General features: G+C 66.9%; 19 protein-coding genes. 8 read left to right on the top strand and 11 right to left on the bottom strand.

Translation table 11 applies throughout. The features are described 5' to 3' along the window. Positions 1–35 precede the first annotated feature (35 nt). From AB3347_RS09780 to AB3347_RS09800, 5 genes are all read right to left on the bottom strand, one after another. On the bottom strand, positions 36–386 hold the full coding sequence (locus AB3347_RS09780) for a hypothetical protein (RefSeq protein ID WP_369091598.1): 351 nt from the start codon (positions 384–386) through the stop codon (positions 36–38). Between the two features lie 107 nt (positions 387–493). Next, positions 494–2,293 carry an NADH:ubiquinone reductase (Na(+)-transporting) subunit F gene (locus AB3347_RS09785; RefSeq protein WP_369091599.1) on the bottom strand — a complete coding sequence of 600 codons (1,800 nt, stop codon included), beginning with the start codon at positions 2,291–2,293 and terminating at the stop codon, positions 494–496. Next, the gene (locus AB3347_RS09790; RefSeq protein ID WP_369091600.1) at positions 2,290–2,982 is read right to left on the bottom strand and encodes a PepSY domain-containing protein; all 693 of its coding nucleotides are present in this window, start codon (positions 2,980–2,982) and stop codon (positions 2,290–2,292) included. Before AB3347_RS09790 ends, AB3347_RS09785 begins: the two co-directional genes overlap by 4 nt. A gap of 70 nt (positions 2,983–3,052) precedes the next feature. After that, the gene (locus tag AB3347_RS09795) at positions 3,053–5,764 is read right to left on the bottom strand and encodes a TonB-dependent receptor (protein WP_369091601.1); all 2,712 of its coding nucleotides are present in this window, start codon (positions 5,762–5,764) and stop codon (positions 3,053–3,055) included. 535 nt (positions 5,765–6,299) lie between these two features. Then, positions 6,300–6,752, bottom strand: coding sequence for a hypothetical protein (locus AB3347_RS09800; protein WP_369091602.1), 453 nt, complete (start codon positions 6,750–6,752; stop codon positions 6,300–6,302). 304 nt (positions 6,753–7,056) lie between these two features. Here AB3347_RS09800 and AB3347_RS09805 point away from each other — a divergent pair, with 304 nt between their 5' ends. Beyond that, positions 7,057–8,595 (top strand): hypothetical protein, encoded by a 1,539-nt coding sequence (locus AB3347_RS09805; protein WP_369091603.1) that lies wholly within the window; start codon positions 7,057–7,059, stop codon positions 8,593–8,595. A 94-nt stretch (positions 8,596–8,689) separates the two neighbouring features. Continuing rightward, positions 8,690–8,968, top strand: a complete 279-nt coding sequence (locus tag AB3347_RS09810) for a hypothetical protein (RefSeq protein ID WP_369091604.1) — start codon at positions 8,690–8,692, stop codon at positions 8,966–8,968. A 22-nt stretch (positions 8,969–8,990) separates the two neighbouring features. Here AB3347_RS09810 and AB3347_RS09815 read toward each other — a convergent pair whose 3' ends face one another. Beyond that, complete coding sequence (locus AB3347_RS09815) at positions 8,991–10,163, bottom strand: tyrosine-type recombinase/integrase (RefSeq protein ID WP_369091605.1); 1,173 nt, start codon at positions 10,161–10,163, stop codon at positions 8,991–8,993. Positions 10,164–10,285: 122 nt separating this feature from the next. On the opposite strand from AB3347_RS09815, the gene AB3347_RS09820 reads away from it, so the two are divergent. Beyond that, on the top strand, positions 10,286–10,729 hold the full coding sequence (locus tag AB3347_RS09820) for a DUF411 domain-containing protein (RefSeq protein WP_369091606.1): 444 nt from the start codon (positions 10,286–10,288) through the stop codon (positions 10,727–10,729). Positions 10,730–10,839: 110 nt separating this feature from the next. Further along, positions 10,840–11,202 carry a hypothetical protein gene (locus AB3347_RS09825; RefSeq protein WP_369091607.1) on the top strand — a complete coding sequence of 121 codons (363 nt, stop codon included), beginning with the start codon at positions 10,840–10,842 and terminating at the stop codon, positions 11,200–11,202. A gap of 4 nt (positions 11,203–11,206) precedes the next feature. Here the strand turns inward: AB3347_RS09825 and AB3347_RS09830 are convergent, their stop codons facing one another. Continuing rightward, on the bottom strand, positions 11,207–11,719 hold the full coding sequence (locus AB3347_RS09830; RefSeq protein ID WP_369091608.1) for a pyridoxamine 5'-phosphate oxidase family protein: 513 nt from the start codon (positions 11,717–11,719) through the stop codon (positions 11,207–11,209). 160 nt (positions 11,720–11,879) lie between these two features. Between AB3347_RS09830 and nadB the strand changes: the two genes are divergently transcribed. The 4 genes from nadB (at position 11,880) to AB3347_RS09850 (ending at position 16,496) form a co-directional block, all read left to right on the top strand. Next, entirely contained in the window at positions 11,880–13,508 is a 1,629-nt protein-coding gene (gene nadB / locus AB3347_RS09835) for an L-aspartate oxidase (RefSeq protein ID WP_369091609.1), read from the top strand. Positions 13,509–13,551: 43 nt separating this feature from the next. Then, the gene (locus AB3347_RS09840) at positions 13,552–14,451 is read left to right on the top strand and encodes a DMT family transporter (RefSeq protein WP_369091610.1); all 900 of its coding nucleotides are present in this window, start codon (positions 13,552–13,554) and stop codon (positions 14,449–14,451) included. A gap of 96 nt (positions 14,452–14,547) precedes the next feature. Beyond that, positions 14,548–15,441 (top strand): NAD-dependent protein deacetylase, encoded by an 894-nt coding sequence (locus tag AB3347_RS09845; protein WP_369091611.1) that lies wholly within the window; start codon positions 14,548–14,550, stop codon positions 15,439–15,441. Then, positions 15,438–16,496, top strand: a complete 1,059-nt coding sequence (locus AB3347_RS09850; protein WP_369091612.1) for an alpha/beta fold hydrolase — start codon at positions 15,438–15,440, stop codon at positions 16,494–16,496. The genes AB3347_RS09845 and AB3347_RS09850 overlap by 4 nt, the downstream gene beginning before the upstream one ends. A gap of 80 nt (positions 16,497–16,576) precedes the next feature. Here the strand turns inward: AB3347_RS09850 and AB3347_RS09855 are convergent, their stop codons facing one another. From AB3347_RS09855 to AB3347_RS09870, 4 genes are read right to left on the bottom strand one after another with little or no spacing between them, the layout of a single operon-like run. Further along, a complete protein-coding gene (locus AB3347_RS09855; protein WP_369091613.1) occupies positions 16,577–16,900 on the bottom strand; it encodes a hypothetical protein in 324 nt (107 codons plus the stop codon). Then, positions 16,897–17,793 carry a carboxylating nicotinate-nucleotide diphosphorylase gene (nadC, locus tag AB3347_RS09860; protein ID WP_369091614.1) on the bottom strand — a complete coding sequence of 299 codons (897 nt, stop codon included), beginning with the start codon at positions 17,791–17,793 and terminating at the stop codon, positions 16,897–16,899. Before nadC ends, AB3347_RS09855 begins: the two co-directional genes overlap by 4 nt. Further along, positions 17,790–18,938 (bottom strand): quinolinate synthase NadA, encoded by a 1,149-nt coding sequence (gene nadA / locus AB3347_RS09865; protein ID WP_369091615.1) that lies wholly within the window; start codon positions 18,936–18,938, stop codon positions 17,790–17,792. Before nadA ends, nadC begins: the two co-directional genes overlap by 4 nt. Before the next feature lie 16 nt (positions 18,939–18,954). Continuing rightward, complete coding sequence (locus AB3347_RS09870) at positions 18,955–20,556, bottom strand: ABC-F family ATPase (RefSeq protein ID WP_369091616.1); 1,602 nt, start codon at positions 20,554–20,556, stop codon at positions 18,955–18,957. Positions 20,557–20,600 lie beyond the last annotated feature (44 nt).

Below are 20,600 nucleotides of genomic sequence, written 5' to 3' on the forward strand. Positions count from 1 at the left end.
CGGACCGGGAGGGCCGGCGCCACGTCTCCGCGCCCTCACTGACACTGCTGCCGCATCATCTCCATGTGGCGTTGGCGCATCTCGGGTGTCATGGCCTGCATATGCCGCTCCATCATCGCCTGGCGTGCCTGCTCGTCCGGGGCGTCGCGCATGCCGCGGTACATTGCGCACATTGCCTCCCTGTCTTGCGGCCGCATTCCGCCTTGGCCGCCCATCATTGCGCAGCAAGGCGCGCTCCGGGTCGTCGCCGTGCCGGCCATGCCACCCTGCGCGCCGGCGTGATGCCCGGCATGCCGGCTGTCTGCCGGAACTGCGCAGCCCACGACGAAGCCCGCTGCAAGCAGCGGGGCAAGGATGCGCTTCCCTACGGTCTTGTTGACTGGCATGTTGGCCCTCCTTTTTTGCACACGTCGGGTAACTACACTGTACTGGGCGCCGCCACGATGTCAAGCGGCGGACGGCCGCCCGGCTGTCCGCGCGGCACGCGTCGCTGTCAGACCTTGAAATCGTCGAACGCCACCCGCGACGCGTCCACGCCCATCTCCTGGAGCATGCTGCGCGTGGCGGCCAGCATTGCCGGCGGACCGCACACGTAGAATTCGAGCGAAGCAAGATCGCGATGGGCGCGCAACAAGCCGTCCCTGGCGGCTTCGTGTACCAGGCCCGTCGCCTGCCCATCGCCCGCCTCCTCCGACAGCACCAGCTGCCAGTTAAAGTTGGGATGCTGCCGGGCGAAGGCTTCCATTTCCGCGACATAGGGTGCATCGCGCAGGCTGCGCGCACCGTACCAGAAATGCAGGGGCTCGCCGGCGCCCTTGACCAGGAGTTCATGGATCATGGCGCGTAGCGGCGCCATCCCGGCGCCGCCGCCGATGAACACCTTCTCGCGGCCGCCCGGCTTGAGCGCGAAGTCGCCGAAGGGCCCGCTGAAGCGGACCTGGTCGCCCTCCCTGAGCGTGTACATGTAGCCGCATCCCCGGCCCGGCCGTTCTCCCGGCATGAAACGGACCAGGAAGCTCAGCTGGCCATCGATCTGCTCGACCGGGACCGAGATCGAGTAGCAGCGGCGCACCGGCGCATCGTTCGTCAGGGGAGCCAGGCTGCCCAGCGCGCGCCAGTCCTCGCGGTGATGTTCGGGAACGTCGATCTGGCTGGCCTCGCGCGCATAGGCCGGCACGTGTACCTGCACGTAGGCGCCGGGGCGGCAGGCGATCGGGTGCAGCGGCTTCAGTGTGATCTCGCGCAGGAAGGGCGTCAGCGCCTTGACCCCGGTGACGGTGGCGCCATGCTCCGCCTGCAGCGCGGCGGTATTTCCCACCTCGATGTCGAGCCTGCCCTTCACCGGCAGGTTGCATGCCAGCCGGTATCCGGCTGCAAGCTTCTGCGGCGACAGCAAGGCCCGGTCGGCCGCCGTGGGTGCGGGCGCCTGGCCCACGCAGCGCACCTCGCACAGGCCGCAGCTTTGCCCGCCGCCGCAATTCGAGGGCAGCTGCAGGCCGGCGCGCGCCAGTGCGCGGAACACGGTATCGCCGTCGGCCGCCTCGATCGAGCGCACCGGCTGCGCGGCGCCGCTAAGCAGGTGCACGCGGCGCTGGCGGCGCCACCGTGCCGGCACGAATTCGGCCAGGCGAACGCTGGTGAACAGGAGCCACACCCCGGTCAAGGCCATCCACAGGCCGCCGATCGCGCTCGACACGAGCAGCGGATTATTGAAGTTGGTGCGCTCGCTGTAGTCCATGATGTGCAGCATCCAGAAGATATCGAACAGCCGCCAGGTGCTGTTGCGGTGCTCGAGTACGTTGCCGGAAACGCTGGAGACGTACACCGTGGTGTCGTCGGCATCGTCGAAATCCACGCGCCACACTGGTTCCTTGTGCGCGCGCGTCTCCAGCGAATAGTTCAGCAGACGCGGCCTTGCCGGCCTGCCGCTGCCGGAGTACGACGCGCTGGCGATCGCCTGTGCCAGCGCGGCGTCGACCGCCACGACGCGGCCGTCGGTGGCATTGACCAGCCAGCTGCGCTTGTCGTTCTGGAGCTGGTAGACCGGCCGGTCGAGCAGCCAGGCGGAGCTGATCGCCATGACCTTGTCGGCGCTCGCCGCCAGCACCGCCTCCGGCGCCAGCACGCCCGTCGGCCAGGCCGCCGGGGCCGGCGGCTTGATGCGGAACTCGCGCCCCTGCACCTTGTCCGCGTCGAGCAGGCTCATCATGACGCCACCCGACATCCACAGCAGGAACTGGATGCCGATGACCAGTCCCACCCACTTGTGCAGCTTTCTCATCCAGTGGCTCATGCCCGCTTCCTCCGCTGAAAGCTGTAAAAGAGCAGCCAGATGCCGCTCAACGCGAACGCCAGGCCGCTGAGCGACGCGACCCGCAGCAGGGTGTTGTTGACGTCGGCGCGCTCTTCGTAGTCCATGATGTGGAACATCCAGAGGAAATCGAACCAGCGCCACAGTTCATGTCGCCGCGCGACCAGCTCACCCGAATACGGCGAGAAATACAATGTGCTCTTGCCGGGCTCGTCGTAATGCACCGCCCACAGCGGCACCGGCCGCGCGCCGACCTCCTGCGGCGCCCGGGTGATCCACTCGATGCCGCGGATGCTGCCCTCGCCGACGTAGGCCGCCTCCGCGAGCGCGACGATGGCGTCCCGGCCGAGCGGACTGATGGTCTTGCCGCTCGCCGCGTCGACCAGGCTGGTCTTGTTTCCCTGCTTGAGTTCGTAGACCTCGGCGCCGAGCAGGCGCTTCAGGCGAAGCGAGGTAATGCCGGGGTGGGCGGCGTGCAGCTGCACCTGCGCAATCCGGCGGCTGGACGGATCGAGCTGTTCGGTCGGCACGTGGGCCAGGTGGTCACCATGCACGACTTCGAGCGGCACGACGACCATGTACAGGCCGCTGATCATCCATAGCAGGGCCTGTATCCCGATGACCAGGCCGATCCATTTGTGGGCGCGGCGCACCCAGAACGATGATTGCATAGTATTGACAGTGAAGTGAATGACCCGGCCCGGGCGGCGGGCCGGGGCCAACGGATGTGCGTCGCGCCGGTCAGAACCTGTAGCCCAGGCGGATGTGCCAGCGGCGTCCGAGCAGGTCGTAGGTCATGGTGTCGGTATTCCCGTCGGTCCAGCTCTGGATGTACGGCGGGCGCTTGTCGAACAGGTTGTCGACGCCGAACGAGAGCGTCGTCGCCTTGCCGAATGCGTACTTGAGGCTGGCATTGTGATAGAGGACGCTCGGCGCGCGCGCACCGATATCTTCCGGCGCGGCATTGATGTCCTCGGCCTTGCCGATATGCTGGACCGTATACGATCCCGACCACGGCCCCCTGGCCATGGTCAGCGAGGCAGTCGAGCGCCATTTCGCGTAGCTGCCGCGGCCGCCGGTGATCTTGCCGGCGTATTCGATCACCTCGCCGCCGGGGAAAGGCGCGACATCGAAACGGTTCAGGCGCGAGACGTCAGCCTGCAGCGACGAGGTCCAGCCAAGCAGCGAGAAGTCGAGCAGCGCGCCGACGTCGATGCCCGAGACCCGCTGCCGGGCCGCGTTGGCCGGTTGCGACGACAGGAAGTTGATCTCGCCGGTACGGGGATCGCGCGTGAAGCTGGACGGGCTGCAGAAGATGTGGCTCAGTCCAGGCGAGTTGTAGCACACCGACAGCTTGGTCGACCCCGGTACGGTTTCGATCGCATTGTCGATCTCGATGTTGAAGTAGTCCAGCGTCAGGGTCAGCGACTTGGCCGGCGTCCAGACCGCGCCGACCGTGAAGGTGTCCGCTTCTTCCGGCTCCAGCTTCGGATTGCCGCCGCCGGTGGTCAGGATCGATGGACCGAACTGGCGGAAGCCCACCGGCACGCCGGATGCCCGGCAGTTCTGGTAGACCGCCGAATTCGGGTCCATGGTATTCCAGTTGTTGCATGGGTCGGTGGTGGTGAGGTTGCCTTCCGAGACACCGCCGAACAGCTCGGGAACGTTGGGAACACGGAAGGCGGTGGAGCGGTTTGCGCGCAGCTTCAGCGACGGGATGACCTGCCAGTCGAGGCCGAGCTTGTAGGTGCCCTGGGAGCCGAACAGGCTGTAGTCGGAGTAGCGCGCGGCGGCGTTCAGGTTCAGCGACTGCACCAAAGGCAGCTTGGCCAGCAGCGGCACCGACAGCTCGGCGAAGATTTCGCGTGCGCTGTATTCCCCGGCGATCGGATCCATGGCGTTGGTGTTGGCCGCCCCCGACACGATCAGGCTGTCCGGATCGCGCCAGCCCTGCTCGCGCCGGTATTCGAAGCCCGAGGCGAATCCGACCGGACCGGCAGGCAGCGCAAACAGCTCGCCGCTGATGCCGGCATTGAAGCTCTTCTGGTCGTTGCCGCCATGGTCGCGCGTGGTGAAATGGATGTAGTCGAGGACCGCCGGGCTGAGGTTTCCATAGCCGAGGTAGTTACCGCAAGGCGCAGCCATCGGGCTCTTGCCGCAGGTGGCGGCATCCAGCGTCGCGTCGACGCGGTCGAGGTTGATGATGTTGGTCATCCCGTCGATGCCGGTGTTGCGGCCCCAGTTCAGCGATGCCGACCAGTCCCAGGAATCGCCCAGCCTGCCCTTGAGTCCGGCGACGATGCGGAAGGTGTTGGTCTCCTGGAAGAAGTGGCGCGGTCCGACTTCCGCCACACGGCGCCGTTCCAGCGTCAGGTCCTGCCCGGTGGGATTGGTCGGGTGGCTCGCTGCGATCCTGATCGGGCGGTAGACGCCGATGGCGCCGGGCGTTGCCAGCTGTTCGGACTTGCGGTTCGTGAACATCAGCTCGGTGAACAGGTCGACCTGTTCGTTCAGGCGCAGGTTGCCGAAGGCGCTGACGCCGATCCGCTTGATCGGGTTGACCGCATTGAGAAAGGGGTTGCTATTGTAGGCGTGTTTGGCTGCGCTGTAGGTTTCGAAGCCGCGCGGATTACCGTTGGGGTCCTGGTTGAAATTGACCCGGCGGCCATCGGCCAGGCGGGCGCGGCCGCCGATGGTCGACGAGCTGCCCGAGCAGACCAGCTTGCCGTCCTCTTCGAACAGCGAACATGGCGCACGCGAGGCCAGGTTGACCGGCCCGCTTTCGGAATAGTTCAGGGAAGAGACGAGCGATCCACGCTCGCCGCGCAGGCCCCATACCAGGTCCACGGACTTCTCGGCGCCGTCGCCGCGATCGGTCTTGCCGTAGCGGACCGCCGCGTCCACGCCGTCGAACGCCTTCTTGGTGATGATGTTCACCACGCCCGCGACGGCATCGGCCCCGTAGATCGCCGAAGCGCCGTCCTTGAGCACTTCGATGCGTTCGATCATCGCGACCGGGATCATGTTCAGGTCGACCGAGCTGTTGGCGCCGGTCCCGCCGGAGACCACGCGCCGTCCGTTGAGCAAGACCAGGGTACGGTCGATGCCCAGGCCGCGCAGGTTGACCTGGGTGGTGCCGTAGCCGTTGCTGGTCCAGTACGCGCTCGATTGGTTGCCCGCGGTGCCGGCCGACGACGGCAGGCGCTGCAGCAGGGTCTCGACCGAGATCGCCCCGGAACGCTGGATCGTCTCGGCGTCGATCACCGTCACCGGGCCGACGCCCGAAATCTGCTCCTGGCGCAGGTTGATCCGGCTGCCCGTGATCTGGACACGTTCCATCCCGGGACCCGAGGCAGGTTCGCCGCTGGTGGCAGGTTGCTGTGCGTGCGCGCCCTGCTGCACCATCATCAGTGCGAGCGCGGCGGTGGTTGCTGGGATGTACTTGTAAGCCATTTACCCTCCGGATTTTGTTTTTGTGAAAACTCAGGATCAGCCGTTGCACAAGGCGCACGGCATTCGACGAAACAACGCTTGAGGCAACTTGTCTATACAGATTGGCGTGCTTTTTAATTTATTCGCAAAACCGGCTGGACGCAACAAAAAGTTAGAAATCCGTTTTCTTGCCATACAAAAGAGCGTGAAAGCGGATTATACCGATGCTTGTTCGAAGGATTGGCGGTCCGGTTCAACAGGCAAAGCCTCTCCCTTGTGCGTGGCGCAAGCGCTCACGCATCTCCTTGTAAGGGGCGAACGATCCATATCGCCTTGTCAGCCCGGCATCCCGGCGTGCGGCAGACCAGCGCCACGCATCGACGCAGCGCAGGGCATGCAGGTGGTGTGGCTTCGGCCGCCGGAGCCGGGGCTGAGCCGGCGAGCCCTGCTCCTCAGGCGTGCACGGTCAAGCCGCGCGCGCCCTCAGGCGCAGCGCACGCGTCAGCAACAGGATCAGGGGCGGGATCGGCGCCACGCGCCCGTCGGCGCACGCCGATCAAGATGCTCGAGGGGGACGTTCTATGCGGGACGGAATATGCCCGGGGAAGGAAGAAAGCGAGAACTGCTGGAGGCTGCTCACCGCTTCTTCGACGGCGGTGCCGGCAAGGACGGGCGGAGGCGCGGCGGCGCCAAGGCTGCAAGCCGCGCAGCTTCCGCAAGCGGAGCGCTGGTGGTCGCTGTCGCAGTCCGGGTCGGGCTGGCCGGCGTCGTGCATGGTCGTGGCATCGTGCTCATGGGATGCCGCTTCATGCGAGGTTTCATGCGAGGTTTCATGCGAGGTTTCATGCGATGCTTCGTGCGTGGTTTCGTGCACCGTGCCCGGCACCGGCACCAGCATATCGTCCGCCAGGATGTTGCCGTCTTCCGCGGGATGATGGCTCATGCCGCATTCGAGCCTCGTCACTCCCGCGATGCCTTGCATGGGCAGGGAGACGATGAGCAGGGACAAGAAAAATAAGCGTAACCTATTTCGCATAGGGCCAATGTAGCATGACAAGCCCGGGCTCGACACAACTTTGTTGCAATCACAACATAAAGTTATTGCCCGACCGACGCAACCCACTGCGCGCCGCGCAAGCAGGCCGGCTCCGAACACCGGGCGTGCGGGCCCGATGACGCCATGCGGAACGGGTAATGCATCCGCCCGTATCTCCCCGGCATTCCTACTGCAGGGATTGCAAGCTAGAATCTCGACCGTTCCCTTACTGTCACGAAGGATTTGAGGCGCGCCAGTCCATGCCTCGCACGTTCCAATGCAGCGCTTCATCCCTGCCCGGCCCGCCGGCCGTATCGCCCTGTTCATCGCCATCCTGTCGCTGGCAGCCCTGCTCCTGACCCGTCCCTCGAAAAGCGGCGACTTCCAGGAGTATGCGCTGATGACGATCGCCCTCGCCAGCCATGGGACGCCCGATATCCGCCTTGCCGACGTCGAGATCTCGGCCCGGCTTTCGCCGGAGGTCGGCCTGGTGGCGGTCCACCAGCAGCTGCGCGCCGGCATGCTGCACGGCGCCGATTATCCCTTCCCCGGCTTTGTGCATGGCAAGGACGGCCGCTATTATGCGATCCATTTCTTCGCCTATCCGGCCCTGGCCGCACTGCCCTTCAAGCTGGTCGACGCCGTCGGGGGCCAGCCCTTCAAGGCCTTCCAGGTGATGAACCTCGGCGCGCTGGCCATCCTGACAGTCGCCCTGTTCCGATTCACCGGCTCGGCGCCGCGCGCCATGTTCGGCACGGTGTTCTTCCTGCTGTCGGGCGGGCTGCTGTATTCGAACTGGATCAGCCCCGAGTTCTTCACCGCCTGCGCCCTCCTTTCCGGCCTGCTGTTCGTGCTGCTCGGCCGCCCTTACCTGGGCGCGCTGCTGGCCGGGCTTGCGGCCATGCAGAACCCGCCGCTGGTGTTCTTCTCGGTGTTCGCGCCGCTGATACGCATCTGTCATGTCCATGCGCAGGAAGGAATCGGCTTCGGCGCCGCGCTGCGCAAGGTGGTCGATCGCCACACTGTGCTGGCATCCTTCCTGCAGGCCGCGCTGGCGGCGCTGCCGGTGCTGTTCAACCTGGCTAAGTTCGGCGTACCGAGCGTGATCGCCGTGCTGGCGACCAACCCGGTCCTGATCACGCCGGCACGCCTGCTGTCCTTCTTCTTCGACCTGAACCAGGGTGCGGTCGTCGGCCTGCCGGTGGCCATGCTGCTGGTGCTGGCGCAGCTGGCGTCCACGAACCCGCTGCGCTGGCTGCCGCATACGCTTGCCGCGGTGCTGTTCAGCGTCGCGATGGCGATTCCTTCGCTGTCCACCGTCAACTGGAACTCGGGCGCCTCCGGCATGATGCGCTACGCGCTGTGGGGCGGCATGCCGCTCTTCTATCTGGCCCTGGTCTACCTGCAGCGCCTGCCGCGCTGGCCGCTGGCGCTGGCGGCAGCGATCCTGCTGGCGCAAGCGGGCATGGTGAAGTTCGCGCGCAGCTATTCCCACGTCGAGTTCAGCCCGGCGGCGCGCCTCGTGTTGTCCGTCGTTCCCGCGCTGTACGAACCCGAGCCCGAGATCTTCATCGAGCGCACGCTGCACGAAGACGGCGCCGTGCACGGCGATGTGGTCGCGGCCTATCCGTCGGCGGCGGCGCCGGTCAAGCTGCTGTTCAGCGCGCAGAGCCGGGCGGCGCATGCCGCGCTGTGCGGGCCCGACGGCGAGGTGGCGCTCGACGGGGCCAGCGGCCACTGGCCCGGCGGCTGGACCTACCTCGACGGCGCGCCACGCTGCGCCCGCGGCCGCCCGCAGTTCGGCGCGCCGCCTTGACAAGGGGTGCGCACGGCTGACGGTGCGCCGTTTGCGTCCTTGCGCCCCCGTAGGTCAGAATGCATATGCGAACTGATCACTCGAAAGGAAGAGCATGGGCATCACCGTGAAGAACACGACGCCGGATACGGCCAAGGTCACCCTGGTTGGCGAAATGATGGACGGGAGCTTCGACGCCAGGGTGATGGCGGAGACCGACGTGCCGTACACGAAGTACTGGGACAACGAACTCGAGCAGCGCATCGTCTACCTGCAGCCGGATCCGGATCAGCTCCAATCGATCGTCGCCGCCCTGAACGAGCGGCGCCTGTCGCTGGACGACCTGCAGAATTTCGGCAGCTCCGACGGCGGTACCTCCGAGCTGCCGATCTGAGGCCTTGCCGACCGCTCGCGCCTCAGGCCAGCCGGTCGGGAGGGAGATTGGCGTTCGAGCCCACGATCTCGTCGTGGCGTTCGTGGTCGCGCTTGTGCAGGTAGGCGGCCGTGGTCGCGATGTTGGCGTGGCCGGCGGTGTCCTGCAGGGTCTTGAGCTGCACCCCGCTGTTGGCGTGGTTGGTCAGCATGCTGTGGCGCAGCCAGTGGGTCGAGGCCTGGCGCAGCGCGGCCGCGCTGTCGAAGTCGCCCTGCGCGTGCGCGCGCTCGGCGGCCGCGCCGAACACCGCCTTGAGCGCCTCGGATGCGGCTTCGTCGGTGATCCGCACCGCTTCCTTGCTGCGGCTGGACAGCACCAGCGGCGTGCGGTCGGCGCGGCTGGCCTGGGGCAGCAGCCCGAAGGCCTGGCGATAATCGCGGTAGGCCGCCAGCATGGCCGGCGGCACCGGCAGGCGGCGCGGCTTGGCGCCCTTGCCCATCACGTCCAGCCACCAGCGCCCGTCGCCCTCGCTGTAGACGGCGCCCATGTGCGCGCCGACGATCTCGTTGAGGCGCGCGCCGGTCTGGGCGAAGGCCACCAGCAGGAAGCGGTCGCGCTCGCGCTGGCGGAGCGCCGCCGGCGTGTCGGCCGCGCGCGCCGCGACGGCGTCGAGCGCATAGGCGATCGCCTGCGGCGACAGGTAGCGTGTGACTCGGCCGGCATGGCTGGCGCGCACGTTGCGCACCAGGCGCGCCGGATTGCGCCGCAGGTAGCCGGTCTGCTCGGCATAGCCGAGCAAGCCCTTCACGGCGATCATGGCCTGGCGCCGGCTGGCGTCGGACAGCGGTCCCGAGAACGGACGGTAGCGCGCATCGTTGCGCGGCCACTTGGTGGTGGAGACCCATTCCGGCGGCGGATTGCGGATGAATTCCTTGTAGGCGTTCAGGTCGGCCACGGTCAGCTGGCGGAAGGTCTTGCGCGCCTCTTCGCGGCACCAGGTAAGGAAGCGGTACAGCTCCTTCTGGGTGTTGGCGATGGATTTCGGGCTCAGTTCTCCCTGGCCGATGTACTCGCGCGCCAGTTCGGCGTCGCTGCTGGCGTCGGTGACCGGTTCGTCCGCTACGCCGCGAAAGACCGCACCGCGCGCGCTGGCCGCCAGCCGCTGCGGCGAATCTTCGGGGAGCGGATCGAGGTCGATCGGAAGGAAAGTGGGCATGTCGGAGAATCAATACTGTGTTTTTATACAGTATAACATCCCACGGCTGAGCTACCAAGCGCGCACGCGCGGCGTGCCTGCTGCATAATGCCGCTTTCGCCTTTACCGATATCGGAGTCCACATGTTCCTGCCTACCCTGCGCCGCGCCGGTTGCGCGGCCCTGCTCTCCCTGCCGCTGCTTGCCGCGGCCGCCCAGCCGGTGATCGAGGTGTACAAGACCGAGATGTGCGGCTGCTGCAAGGAGTGGGTCAAGCATCTGGAGGCGAACGGCTTCCAGGTCAAGGCGCAGAACGTCGCCAACCCGTCCGACTACCGCGAGAAATTCGGGATCCCGAGCGAATACGGATCCTGCCATACCGGCCGGGTGGGCGGCTACGCCATCGAAGGCCATGTGCCGGCCAGCGACATCAAGCGCCTGCTCAAGGAAAAACCGAAGGCGCGCGGTCTCGCGGTGCCGGCCATGCCGATGGGTTCCCCGGGCATGGAAGGCCCGCGCCAGGACCCCTACGAGGTCCTGCTGGTGAAGGACGGCGGCAAGGCCAGCGTGTACAAGCGCTATCCGTAACAAGCGTCATTCGTAGGCCGCGTCGCGCGTCGCCAGGCCTGCGCCGGATGCGCGGCGTGGTGGGCATAATGGGCTGCCAGCAATGACGAGCCCACAAGGAGGAGCCCAGCATGAATCATCCAGCCAGTCCAGGCCAGCAGCAGGAATCACAACAGGATTCGTCGACCACGCTCGGGGTCGGCGGCGCCACCAGCGGCCAGCAGGGCGCGACGCCCAGCCATGAAACCCAGCAGGAGACCGGCGGCAGCGGCGGCGACGGCTTGAGCCGCAACCAATCGGGCGAAACCACGAACGCCCCCGGCGGCGCCGCGCCGGAGCGCCCGCATGCCGAAGCGGAAGGCAGTGCGATGACCAACACCGCGCGCGGTCCGCAGGATACCCGCCCGCACCAGGCCAGCCCGACCGGCACCGGGCTCGGCACGCCGGAAACCGGCGGCAACCAGGACGCCGCCGACCTGCCGCCCGGGCGCTAGCGCCTTACATGCGGATGGTGCCGTGGTCGGCGTCCAGGTCCGGGGTCGAACCGGTCACGGCCGCCTTGGCCATGGCGAACATCCGCACCATCTTGCTGTCGTTGGCATCCCAGTATTCGGCCGCGTGCGGCATCACCCGCACCAGCACCACGTGCTCGTCTTGCGGGCCGCTCGGGAACCAGGCCTGCACCATCGGATTCCACAGCGCCTCGATCTGCGCGCGGTCGACCACCCGTGCGGCCGTGCCGCTCACCGACACCCAGGTGCTGTTGTCCGGATCGGCGAAGCTGACGTTGACTTCCGGCTCGTGGGCGATGTTGTCCCACAACTCGGTGGTGCTGCGGGTATAGAACCACAGGCCCCCTTCGGCGTCGACCTGCTGATTGGTCATGGGCTGGCTGATCAGGTGGCCGCTGGCATCGCGTGTGGTGAACATGGCGAAGCGCATCGAGCCGATCTTGTCGGACAAGGCGGCCGCATGCGCCTGGGCCCTGCTTGTTGCGTCATGTGCTGACATGGCATTCCTCGCAAATGGGTGGAAGGCCGATGCTAGCGCGTCGCTGCGTGCCGTTCCGTGCGTCGCCGAACGCTGACCCGGCCTTGTCCCCCGGCCGTGGTCCTGACGAAGAATGTCCAAATCGTCTATAGTGATGCTTCTGTACAAACCTCACATTGCCATGAAATTTGACGTCGCTATTGTCGGCAGCGGTCTGGCCGGCCTGTCGGTGGCCCTCCACCTGGCGCAGACGCGCAAGGTTGCGATCATCTCCAAACGCGCGCTGCTCGACGGCGCCAGCAACTGGGCCCAGGGCGGCATCGCCGCGGTGCTCGATTCGGGCGACAGCCACGACCAGCACATCGCCGATACCCTGGTGGCCGGCGCCGGCCTGTGCGAGGAAGCGGCTACCCGCTACATCGTCGAGAACGGCCGCGCCGCCATCGAATGGCTGATCGAACAGGGCGTGCCCTTCACCCGCGACGCCTCGGCCGAACTGGGCTTCCACCTGACCCGCGAGGGCGGCCACAGCCAGCGCCGCATCATCCACGCCGCCGACGCCACCGGCCACGCGGTGCAGGTGACGCTGGAACAGAAGGTGCGCGCGCACCCGAACATCTCGCTGTTCGAGCACCACTGCGCGATCGACGTCATCACCTCGGACAAGCTGACCGGCAAGGGCGTGGCCGGCGGCGCACCGCACCTGGTGGGCCAGCCGCGCTGCTACGGCCTGTACGTGCAGGACGAAGAGAGCGGCAAGGTGCTGACTTTCGAAGCCGAGCATACCGTGCTGGCCACCGGCGGCGCCGGCAAGGTCTACCTGTACACCACCAATCCCGACACCGCCACCGGCGACGGCATCGCGATGGCCTGGCGCGCCGGCTGTCGCGTGTCGAACATGGAATTCATCCAGTTCCACCCCACCTGCCTGTACCACCCGTACGCCAAATCCTTCCTGATCACCGAGGCGATCCGGGGCGAAGGCGGCCTGCTCAAGCTGCCGCCCGAAGCCGGCGCCGCGGCCGGTACCCGCTTCATGCCGGCGCACGACGAGCGCGGCGAACTGGCGCCGCGCGACGTGGTGGCGCGCGCCATCGACTTCGAGATGAAGAAGCGCGGCCTGGACTACGTCCACCTCGACATCAGCCACCAGGACCCGGAATTCCTGAAAGAGCACTTCCCGACCATCTACGCGCGCTGCCTGGAGCTCGGCATCGACATCACCAGGGAACCGATCCCGGTGGTGCCGGCGGTGCACTTCACCTGCGGCGGCATCGTCACCGACCTGGCCGGCCGCACCGACATCCCCGGCCTGTACGCGGTCGGCGAGACCGCCTGCACCGGCCTGCACGGCGCCAACCGCCTGGCCAGCAACTCGCTGCTGGAGTGCGTGGTGGTCGGACGCGCCTGCGCGCACCAGATCGCGGCGGCGCCCGCCATCGAGAACCCGGCGCTGCCGTCCTGGGACGAATCGCGGGTGACGAATGCGGACGAAGAAGTGGTCATCGCCCACAACTGGGACGAGCTGCGCCGCTTCATGTGGAACTACGTCGGCATCGTGCGCACCACCAAGCGCCTCGAGCGGGCCCAGCACCGCATCTCCCTGCTCAAGGAAGAGATCGACGAGTACTACCGCAACTTCCGCATCACCCACGACCTGCTGGAACTGCGCAACCTGGTCGAGGTGGCCAGCCTGATCGTCAACAGCGCACTGTCGCGCCACGAAAGCCGCGGCCTGCACTATTCGCGCGATTTCCCGGACACGCTGCCCAAGGCGCTGCCGAGCGTGCTGACGCCGGTACGCCGCTGATCTCTCCCCTGCCGGCCCACCTGCGTGGGCCGGATGCCGCGCCATGAACCGCCCGGCCCTGACACCATCCACCATCTTCCTCCTGAGCGTGCCGCCGATCCTGTGGGCCGGCAATGCGATCGTCGGCCGCCTGGTGCGCGACGCGGTGCCGCCGATGACGCTCAACCTGATCCGCTGGTCGATCGCGCTGCTGGTGCTGCTGCCGCTCGGACGCGCGGCCTTCCGGGCGGGCAGCGGCGTGCTGGCCAACTGGCGCCGCTATGCGATGCTGGGCCTGTTCGGCGTCGGCCTGTACAACTCGCTCCAGTACCTCGCCCTGCAGAGTTCCACGCCGATCAACGTGACCCTGGTCGCCTCCGGGGTGCCGGTCTGGATGCTGCTGGTCGGCCGGCTGTTCTACGGGGTGCGGGTGAAACGCAAGCAGGTGCTGGGGGCGATCCTGTCGATCGCCGGGGTGCTGGTGGTGCTGTGCCGCGGCGACCTCCACGGCCTGCTGCAGCTGCGCCTGGTGGCGGGCGACCTGTACATGATCCTGGCGACCATCGCCTGGTCCTTCTACAGCTGGATGCTGATGCAGCAGAAGGACGTGCCCGGCCTGCGCGGCGACTGGGCCGCGTTCCTGCTGGCGCAGGTCGGCTACGGGGTGCTGTGGTCGGCGGCCCTGGCCGGCGGCGAATGGGCGCTCGGCGAGCTGCACGTCGCGTGGAGTTGGCCCCTGGCGGCTGCGCTGCTGTACGTGGCGATCGGGCCGGCCATCCTGGCCATGCGCTGCTGGGGCGCCGGGGTGCAGCGCGCCGGCCCCAGCATCGGCGCCTTCTTCATCAACCTCACGCCCCTGTTCACGGCGCTGCTGTCGTCCGCCTTCCTGGGCGAGGCGCCCCACCTGTACCACGCGCTGGCCTTCGGCCTGATCGTCGGCGGCATCGCCGTGTCGGCCCGCTGAGCGCGGGCCCGGCGGTCCGCATATTTTGCTGGGGAATCGTGTTTCCGTCCGCGCAGGGCGGATGCTAGGATCCCATCCAATGGAGGATCAAGCAAGATGGCAGCAGTTCTTACCGTTCAAGACCAGGCCGAGGCGCTGGCGGCATTCCTGGAACGGTACCCGCGCGCGCTGGTGCTGACCGGCGCCGGCCTGTCCACCGCCTCGGGCATTCCCGATTACCGCGACCGCGACGGCACCCGCCGCGGCCGCCAGCCGATCCAAGGCCCGGAATTCCGGCGCTCGGCCGACATCCAACGGCGCTATTGGGCGCGCAGCATGGTCGGCTGGCCGATCATGTCGCGGGCCAGGCCGAATGACGGACATCGCGCCCTGGCCCGGCTGGAGAAGTGCGCCAAGTTCGCCTACCTGCTGACCCAGAACGTCGACGGCCTGCACCAGCAGGCGGGCAGCCATGCCGTGCTCGAACTGCACGGCAACGTCCACAGCGTCGCCTGCATGCAGTGCAAGGCAGGCTTTGCGCGCGCGTTCGTGCAGACCCAGCTCGAGGAAGCCAACCCCGAGCTGGCCAATGTGCTGGCCAAACCCCTGCCCGACGGCGACGCAGCCATCGAACCGGATGCGCTGACCGACTTCCGGCTGCCGTCCTGCGTCCATTGCGGCGGCCCGCTTGCGCCGGATGTCGTATTCTTTGGCGACGGCATTCCGCCGGCGCGCACCGCCCGCGCGCTGGCCCAGATGGAAGATGCCGACGCGCTGCTGGTGGTCGGGTCCTCGCTGATGGTGTATTCGGGTTTCCGCTTCTGCCGCATGGCGAACGAGACCGGAAAGCCGATCGCCGCCGTCAACCTCGGGCGCACGCGCGCCGACCACCTGATCGCACTCAAAATAGAAGAGTCGGCCGAACGGCTGCTGCCGCGCGTCGCCGGCCTGCTCCACGCGGAGGAACCGGAGGAGTCCCATCCAATCATCGACCACAGGGGGATTTTGTGACCAGCAACTACCGCACGACATCGACAGGCAGCACCGGCTCGCACGGACTGCGCACGGGAGCCGCCCTTGGCGGCCTGTTTGCCGGCATCGGCCTGGCCGCTGCGTTCTTCTACGTGCGCGGCAAGACGAAGCAGGCCGAACGCGACAACCCGCCGCAGGGCAAGTTCGTCGAGGTCGACGGCGTCCGCCTGCACTACCTGGAACGCGGCGCCGGCCCGACGCTCGTGCTCCTGCACGGGAACGGCGTCTATTCGAAGGATTTCGAAACGAGCGGCCTGCTGCAGCAGGCGGCCGAGCATTATCGGGTGATCGCCTTCGACCGGCCCGGTTTCGGCTACAGCGAGCGGCCGCGCAGCACCGTATGGACGCCCGAAAAACAGGCCGCGCTGCTGCACCAGGCGCTCGCGCAGATCGGCGTGGAATCGGCGATCGTGCTGGGCCATTCCTGGGGCACGATGGTCGCGCTGGCGATGGGGCTGCAACAGCCGGACTTCGTGCGCGGCCTGGTGCTGCTGTCGGGCTACTACTACCCGAGCATGCGGCTCGAGGTGGCGGCGCTGTCGCCGCCGGCGATTCCCGTGGTCGGCGACCTGATGCGCTACACGGTGTCGCCGCTGCTCACGCGCCTGATGTGGCCGGCCCTCACCAGGCGCACCTTCGCCCCGATGCCGGTCTCGCAGCGTTTCGACGCCTTCCCGATCTGGATGGCCTTGCGGCCGAAGCAACTGCGCGCCAGCGCGGCGGAGACGGCATTGATGGTCCCGGCGGCGCTCTCGCTGTCGAAGCGCTATGCGGAGCTGACGGTGCCGGCCATCATCGTGGCCGGCACCCGCGACAAGATCGTCGACCCCGGCCACAATTCGGAGCGCCTGTACGAGCGCCTGCCGGACAGCCAGCTGCAGCTGACGCCCGGCGTGGGTCACATGACGCATTACGCGCATCCGGAAAAGGTGATGGCGGCGATCGACGAGATCGCGGCCCACGTCGGCGAGCCGGTGCACATGCGCACGCCGGAGGCGGAGGCGCTGGCCAGGGCCAGCGAGAGCGGCGTTTGATGTCGTCGGATTGAAAAAAAGCGTCATCGGGGCGCAGGGCCGCGATGACGCTTTTTGCGCTTCGGTCCGAACCGGCCGGCTTAGCCCTTGAGCACGTACTTGATGACGATGCCGGCGGTCAGGGCCGCGAAGATCACAAGCGACAGCCCGCCGTGCAGCATCGGGGAGCCGATCGACACCTGCGAGGTGCGCGGGTCCATTTCCATGCGCACGGCCTTGCCGAACATCACCGGGCGCAGGAAGCCGCGCACGCCCACCAGCACCATGCCGATGCCGAAGCACAGGTCGGCCGTGTTGTGGGTGTTGACGCCGTTCGCCAGCGTCGGAAGGCCCAGCAGCAGGCCGAAGGCCAGCCACAGGAACCGGGCGCCGGTCGAGATGCGCAGTCGGCTCCAGTCCATCATGCCGCCACCCCGCCGGCCGCACCCACGATGCGCAGCGAATAATCGGTCGCGCGCACGTCCTTGGTCAGGCTGCCGATCGAGATCCGGTCCACGCCGGTCTCGGCGATCGCGCGCACCGTCTCCATATTGATGCCGCCCGAGGCTTCCAGCAGCGCACGGCCGGCATTCACCCGCACCGCTTCCCGCATCATGTCGAGATTGAAGTTGTCGAGCAGGACCGACTTGACGCCGGCCGCCAGTGCCTCTTCCAGCTGGGCAATGGTCTCGACCTCGATCTGCACCGGCGCGCCGGAATCGAGCGCCTCGGCCGCCTGCAGGGCACGGGTCACGCCGCCGGCGGCGGCGATATGGTTTTCCTTGATCAGGATGCCGTCGTACAGCGCCATGCGCTGGTTCTTGCCGCCGCCCACGCGCACCGCGTATTTCTGCGCCAGGCGCAGGCCGGGGATGGTCTTGCGGGTGTCGAGGATCGCCGCCTTCGTGCCGGCAATGACCTCGACATACCTGCGGGTGGCGCTTGCCACGCCCGACAGCAACTGCATGAAGTTCAGCGCCGCGCGCTCGGCCGTGAGCAGCGAACGCGGGCAAGCCTCGATGGTGCAGACCACCGTATCGGCTTGCATCAGGTCGCCCTCGGCATAGTTCCAGTCGATGGCGATGTCCTGGTCGACCGCCAGCATGACGCCTTCGAACCACGGTGCGCCGCACAGCACCGCCTGCTCGCGCACGATGACGCGCGCCTGCACGCGCGGCTCGACCGGGACCAGCATGCCGGTCAGGTCGCCGGTACCGACGTCTTCCAGCAGCGCGGCCAGGATGTTGGCTTCGAACGCGGCCTGCAGTTTTTCGTCGAGCTTGTCTTCTTGAATAAAGGGATTGCGCAGGGTCGTCATGCCGGGCCTACTCCGTTGAACAGCGTGGTGTTCTGCTCGAGCGCACCGCTCGGCAGTACCGCGGCCTTCTTGGCGGCGGCAAAATCGAGCATGCGGTCGATCGCGCGCTTGGCCTGGCGGCCGATCTCCGGGTCGACGTGCACTTCGTTGGCGCCCGTTTCCAATGCGTCCGCCAGGTTCTTGAGGCCGTTCATGGCCATCCACGGGCAGTGCGCGCAGCTCTTGCAGGTGGCGCTGTTGCCGGCGGTCGGCGCTTCGATGAAGCGCTTGCCCGGCGCCGCGGCGCGCATCTTGTGCAGGATGCCGTTGTCGGTGGCGACGATGAAGGTGGTCGCCGGCAGGTTCACCGCGGCGTTGATCAGCTGGGTGGTCGAGCCGACCACGTCGGCCTGGGCCACCACCGAGGCAGGCGATTCCGGGTGCACCAGCACCTTCGCGTCCGGGTGTTCGGCCTTGAGCAGGTCGAGTTCGACGCCCTTGAATTCGTCGTGCACCAGGCAGGAACCCTGCCACAGCAGCATGTCGGCGCCGGTCTGTTGCTGGATATAGGAACCCAGGTGGCGGTCCGGCGCCCACAGGATCTTCTTGCCCTGCTCGTGCAGGTGCTTGACGATGTCCAGGCCGATCGACGAGGTCACCATCCAGTCGGCGCGCGCCTTCACGGCGGCGCTGGTGTTGGCGTAGACCACCACGGTGCGGTCCGGATGCTGGTCGCAGAAGGCCGCGAATTCGTCGGCCGGGCAGCCCAGGTCGAGCGAACAGGTGGCGTCCAGGTCCGGCATCAGGATGGTCTTCTCGGGGCTCAGGATCTTGGCCGATTCGCCCATGAAGCGCACGCCGGCCACGACCAGGGTCCGGGCCGGGTGGTCACGGCCGAAACGGGCCATTTCCAGCGAATCCGACACGCAGCCGCCGGTCTCTTCGGCCAAGTCCTGCAGCTCGGCATCCACGTAGTAGTGGGCCACCAGTACGGCATTGCGCTCCTTGAGCAGGCGCTTGATGCGCTCCTTCAGCTCGGCCTTCTCGGCGGCGCTCGGCGTTGCCGGCACGCGCGCCCAGGCCTCGGCGGTCGCCGGGTTGATGGTACAGGCCGCGCCGACCTGCGGGCGGTCGTATTCGTAGGTCTTGATCGGTGCGATGATCATGCGGTCGGGTCTCCTATCAGGCGATGCCCTGGCTGGTCAGGTACTCTTCGTAGTTGCCGCGGAAGTCGATGACCTCGTTCTCGCGGATCTCGAGGACGCGGGTCGCCAGCGAGGACACGAACTCGCGGTCGTGCGAAACGAAGATCATGGTGCCGGCGTATTTGTCGAGCGCGATGTTGAGCGACTCGATCGACTCCATGTCCATGTGGTTGGTCGGTTCGTCGAGCAGCAGCACGTTGTGGCGGCCGAGCATCAGCTTGCCGTACATCATGCGGCCCTTCTCGCCGCCGGACAGCACCTTGACCGATTTCTTGACCTCGTCGCCGCCGAACAGCAGGCGGCCCAGGATCGAGCGCACCGCCTGGTCGTCGTCTCCTTCCTGGGTCCACTGGCCCATCCAGTCGGTCAGGTTCAGGTCGGTCGCGAACTCTTCGGTCGGATCCTGCGGCATGTAGCCGACGTTGGCGTTCTCGGCCCACTTCACGCGGCCCTGGTCGCCGGAGAGACCCGTGATCTCCTGGCCGCCGATGCAGCGCAGCAGCGTGGTCTTGCCGGCGCCGTTGGCGCCGATGATGGCGATGCGCTCGCCCGCCTCGACCATGATCGAGAAATTCTTGAACAGCTGGCGGTCGTAGGCTTTCGACAGGCCCTCGGTCTCCACCGCAAGGCGGTGCAGCTTCTTCTCGCCCTCGAAGCGCACGAACGGATAGGCGCGCGAGGATGGCTTGAATTCCTCGATCTTGATCTTGTCGATCATCTTGGCACGCGAGGTCGCCTGGCGCGCCTTGGACTTGTTGGCCGAGAAGCGGCGCACGAAGTCCTGCAGTTCGGCGACCTTTTCCTTGGCCTTGGCATTATTCGCCAGCTGCTGGTTACGGGCCTGGGTCGAGGCCAGCATGTAGTCGTCGTAGTTGCCCGGATAGATCTTCAGGGTGCCGTAGTCCATGTCGGCCACGTGGGTGCAGACCTGGTTCAGGAAGTGGCGATCGTGCGAGATGATGATCATCGTCGAGTTGCGCTGGTTGAGGATGTCTTCCAGCCAGCGGATCGTGTTGATGTCCAGGTTGTTGGTCGGCTCGTCGAGCAGCAGGATGTCCGGATTCGAGAACAGGGCCTGGGCCAGCAGCACGCGCAGCTTCCAGCCCGGCGCCACGGCGCTCATCGGACCCTGGTGCAGCTCGCTGGCGATGTCCAGGCCGAGCAGCAGTTCGCCGGCGCGCGCTTCGGCCGAATAGCCGTCGTACTCGGCGACCTTTCCTTCGAGCTCGGCGGCTTTCATGTAGTCTTCGTCGGTGGCTTCCGGGTTCGCGTAGATGGCGTCGCGTTCCGAGATGGCGTTCCAGAGTTCGGTATGGCCCATCATGACGACGTCGAGCACGCGCACGTCTTCGTAGGCGAACTGGTCCTGGCGCAGCTTGCCCAGGCGCTCGCCCGGGTCGAGGCTGACGTTGCCCGCCGACGGCTCGAGGTCGCCGCCGAGGATTTTCATGAACGTCGATTTGCCGCAGCCGTTCGCGCCGATCAGGCCGTAACGGTTGCCTTCACCAAACTTGACCGAGATGTTCTCGAACAGCGGCTTGGCGCCGAATTGCATCGTGATATTGGCTGTGGATAGCACTGGAAACCTTTAAAAGCGAGTTAGCAACGGTGTTGCCGAATAAC

It is taken from the genome of Massilia sp. X63 (genome assembly GCF_041023745.1).
In the GTDB taxonomy this organism is placed as follows: domain Bacteria; phylum Pseudomonadota; class Gammaproteobacteria; order Burkholderiales; family Burkholderiaceae_D; genus Telluria.

Bases quoted from the DNA above. Each gene is read 5' to 3' on its own strand.
- AB3347_RS09790 (WP_369091600.1), bottom strand. From the start codon at position 2,982: ATGCAATCATCGTTCTGGGTGCGCCGCGCCCACAAATGGATCGGCCTG.
- AB3347_RS09855 (WP_369091613.1), bottom strand. From the start codon at position 16,900: ATGATGGACTGGAGCCGACTGCGCATCTCGACCGGCGCCCGGTTCCTG.
- AB3347_RS09780 (WP_369091598.1), bottom strand. From the start codon at position 386: ATGCCAGTCAACAAGACCGTAGGGAAGCGCATCCTTGCCCCGCTGCTT.
- AB3347_RS09840 (WP_369091610.1), top strand. From the start codon at position 13,552: ATGAACCGCCCGGCCCTGACACCATCCACCATCTTCCTCCTGAGCGTG.
- AB3347_RS09805 (WP_369091603.1), top strand. From the start codon at position 7,057: ATGCAGCGCTTCATCCCTGCCCGGCCCGCCGGCCGTATCGCCCTGTTC.
- AB3347_RS09815 (WP_369091605.1), bottom strand. From the start codon at position 10,163: ATGCCCACTTTCCTTCCGATCGACCTCGATCCGCTCCCCGAAGATTCG.
- AB3347_RS09785 (WP_369091599.1), bottom strand. From the start codon at position 2,293: ATGAGCCACTGGATGAGAAAGCTGCACAAGTGGGTGGGACTGGTCATC.
- nadA (WP_369091615.1), bottom strand. From the start codon at position 18,938: ATGATCATCGCACCGATCAAGACCTACGAATACGACCGCCCGCAGGTC.
- nadB (WP_369091609.1), top strand. From the start codon at position 11,880: ATGAAATTTGACGTCGCTATTGTCGGCAGCGGTCTGGCCGGCCTGTCG.
- AB3347_RS09795 (WP_369091601.1), bottom strand. From the start codon at position 5,764: ATGGCTTACAAGTACATCCCAGCAACCACCGCCGCGCTCGCACTGATG.
- AB3347_RS09810 (WP_369091604.1), top strand. From the start codon at position 8,690: ATGGGCATCACCGTGAAGAACACGACGCCGGATACGGCCAAGGTCACC.
- AB3347_RS09820 (WP_369091606.1), top strand. From the start codon at position 10,286: ATGTTCCTGCCTACCCTGCGCCGCGCCGGTTGCGCGGCCCTGCTCTCC.
- AB3347_RS09825 (WP_369091607.1), top strand. From the start codon at position 10,840: ATGAATCATCCAGCCAGTCCAGGCCAGCAGCAGGAATCACAACAGGAT.
- AB3347_RS09830 (WP_369091608.1), bottom strand. From the start codon at position 11,719: ATGTCAGCACATGACGCAACAAGCAGGGCCCAGGCGCATGCGGCCGCC.
- nadC (WP_369091614.1), bottom strand. From the start codon at position 17,793: ATGACGACCCTGCGCAATCCCTTTATTCAAGAAGACAAGCTCGACGAA.
- AB3347_RS09845 (WP_369091611.1), top strand. From the start codon at position 14,548: ATGGCAGCAGTTCTTACCGTTCAAGACCAGGCCGAGGCGCTGGCGGCA.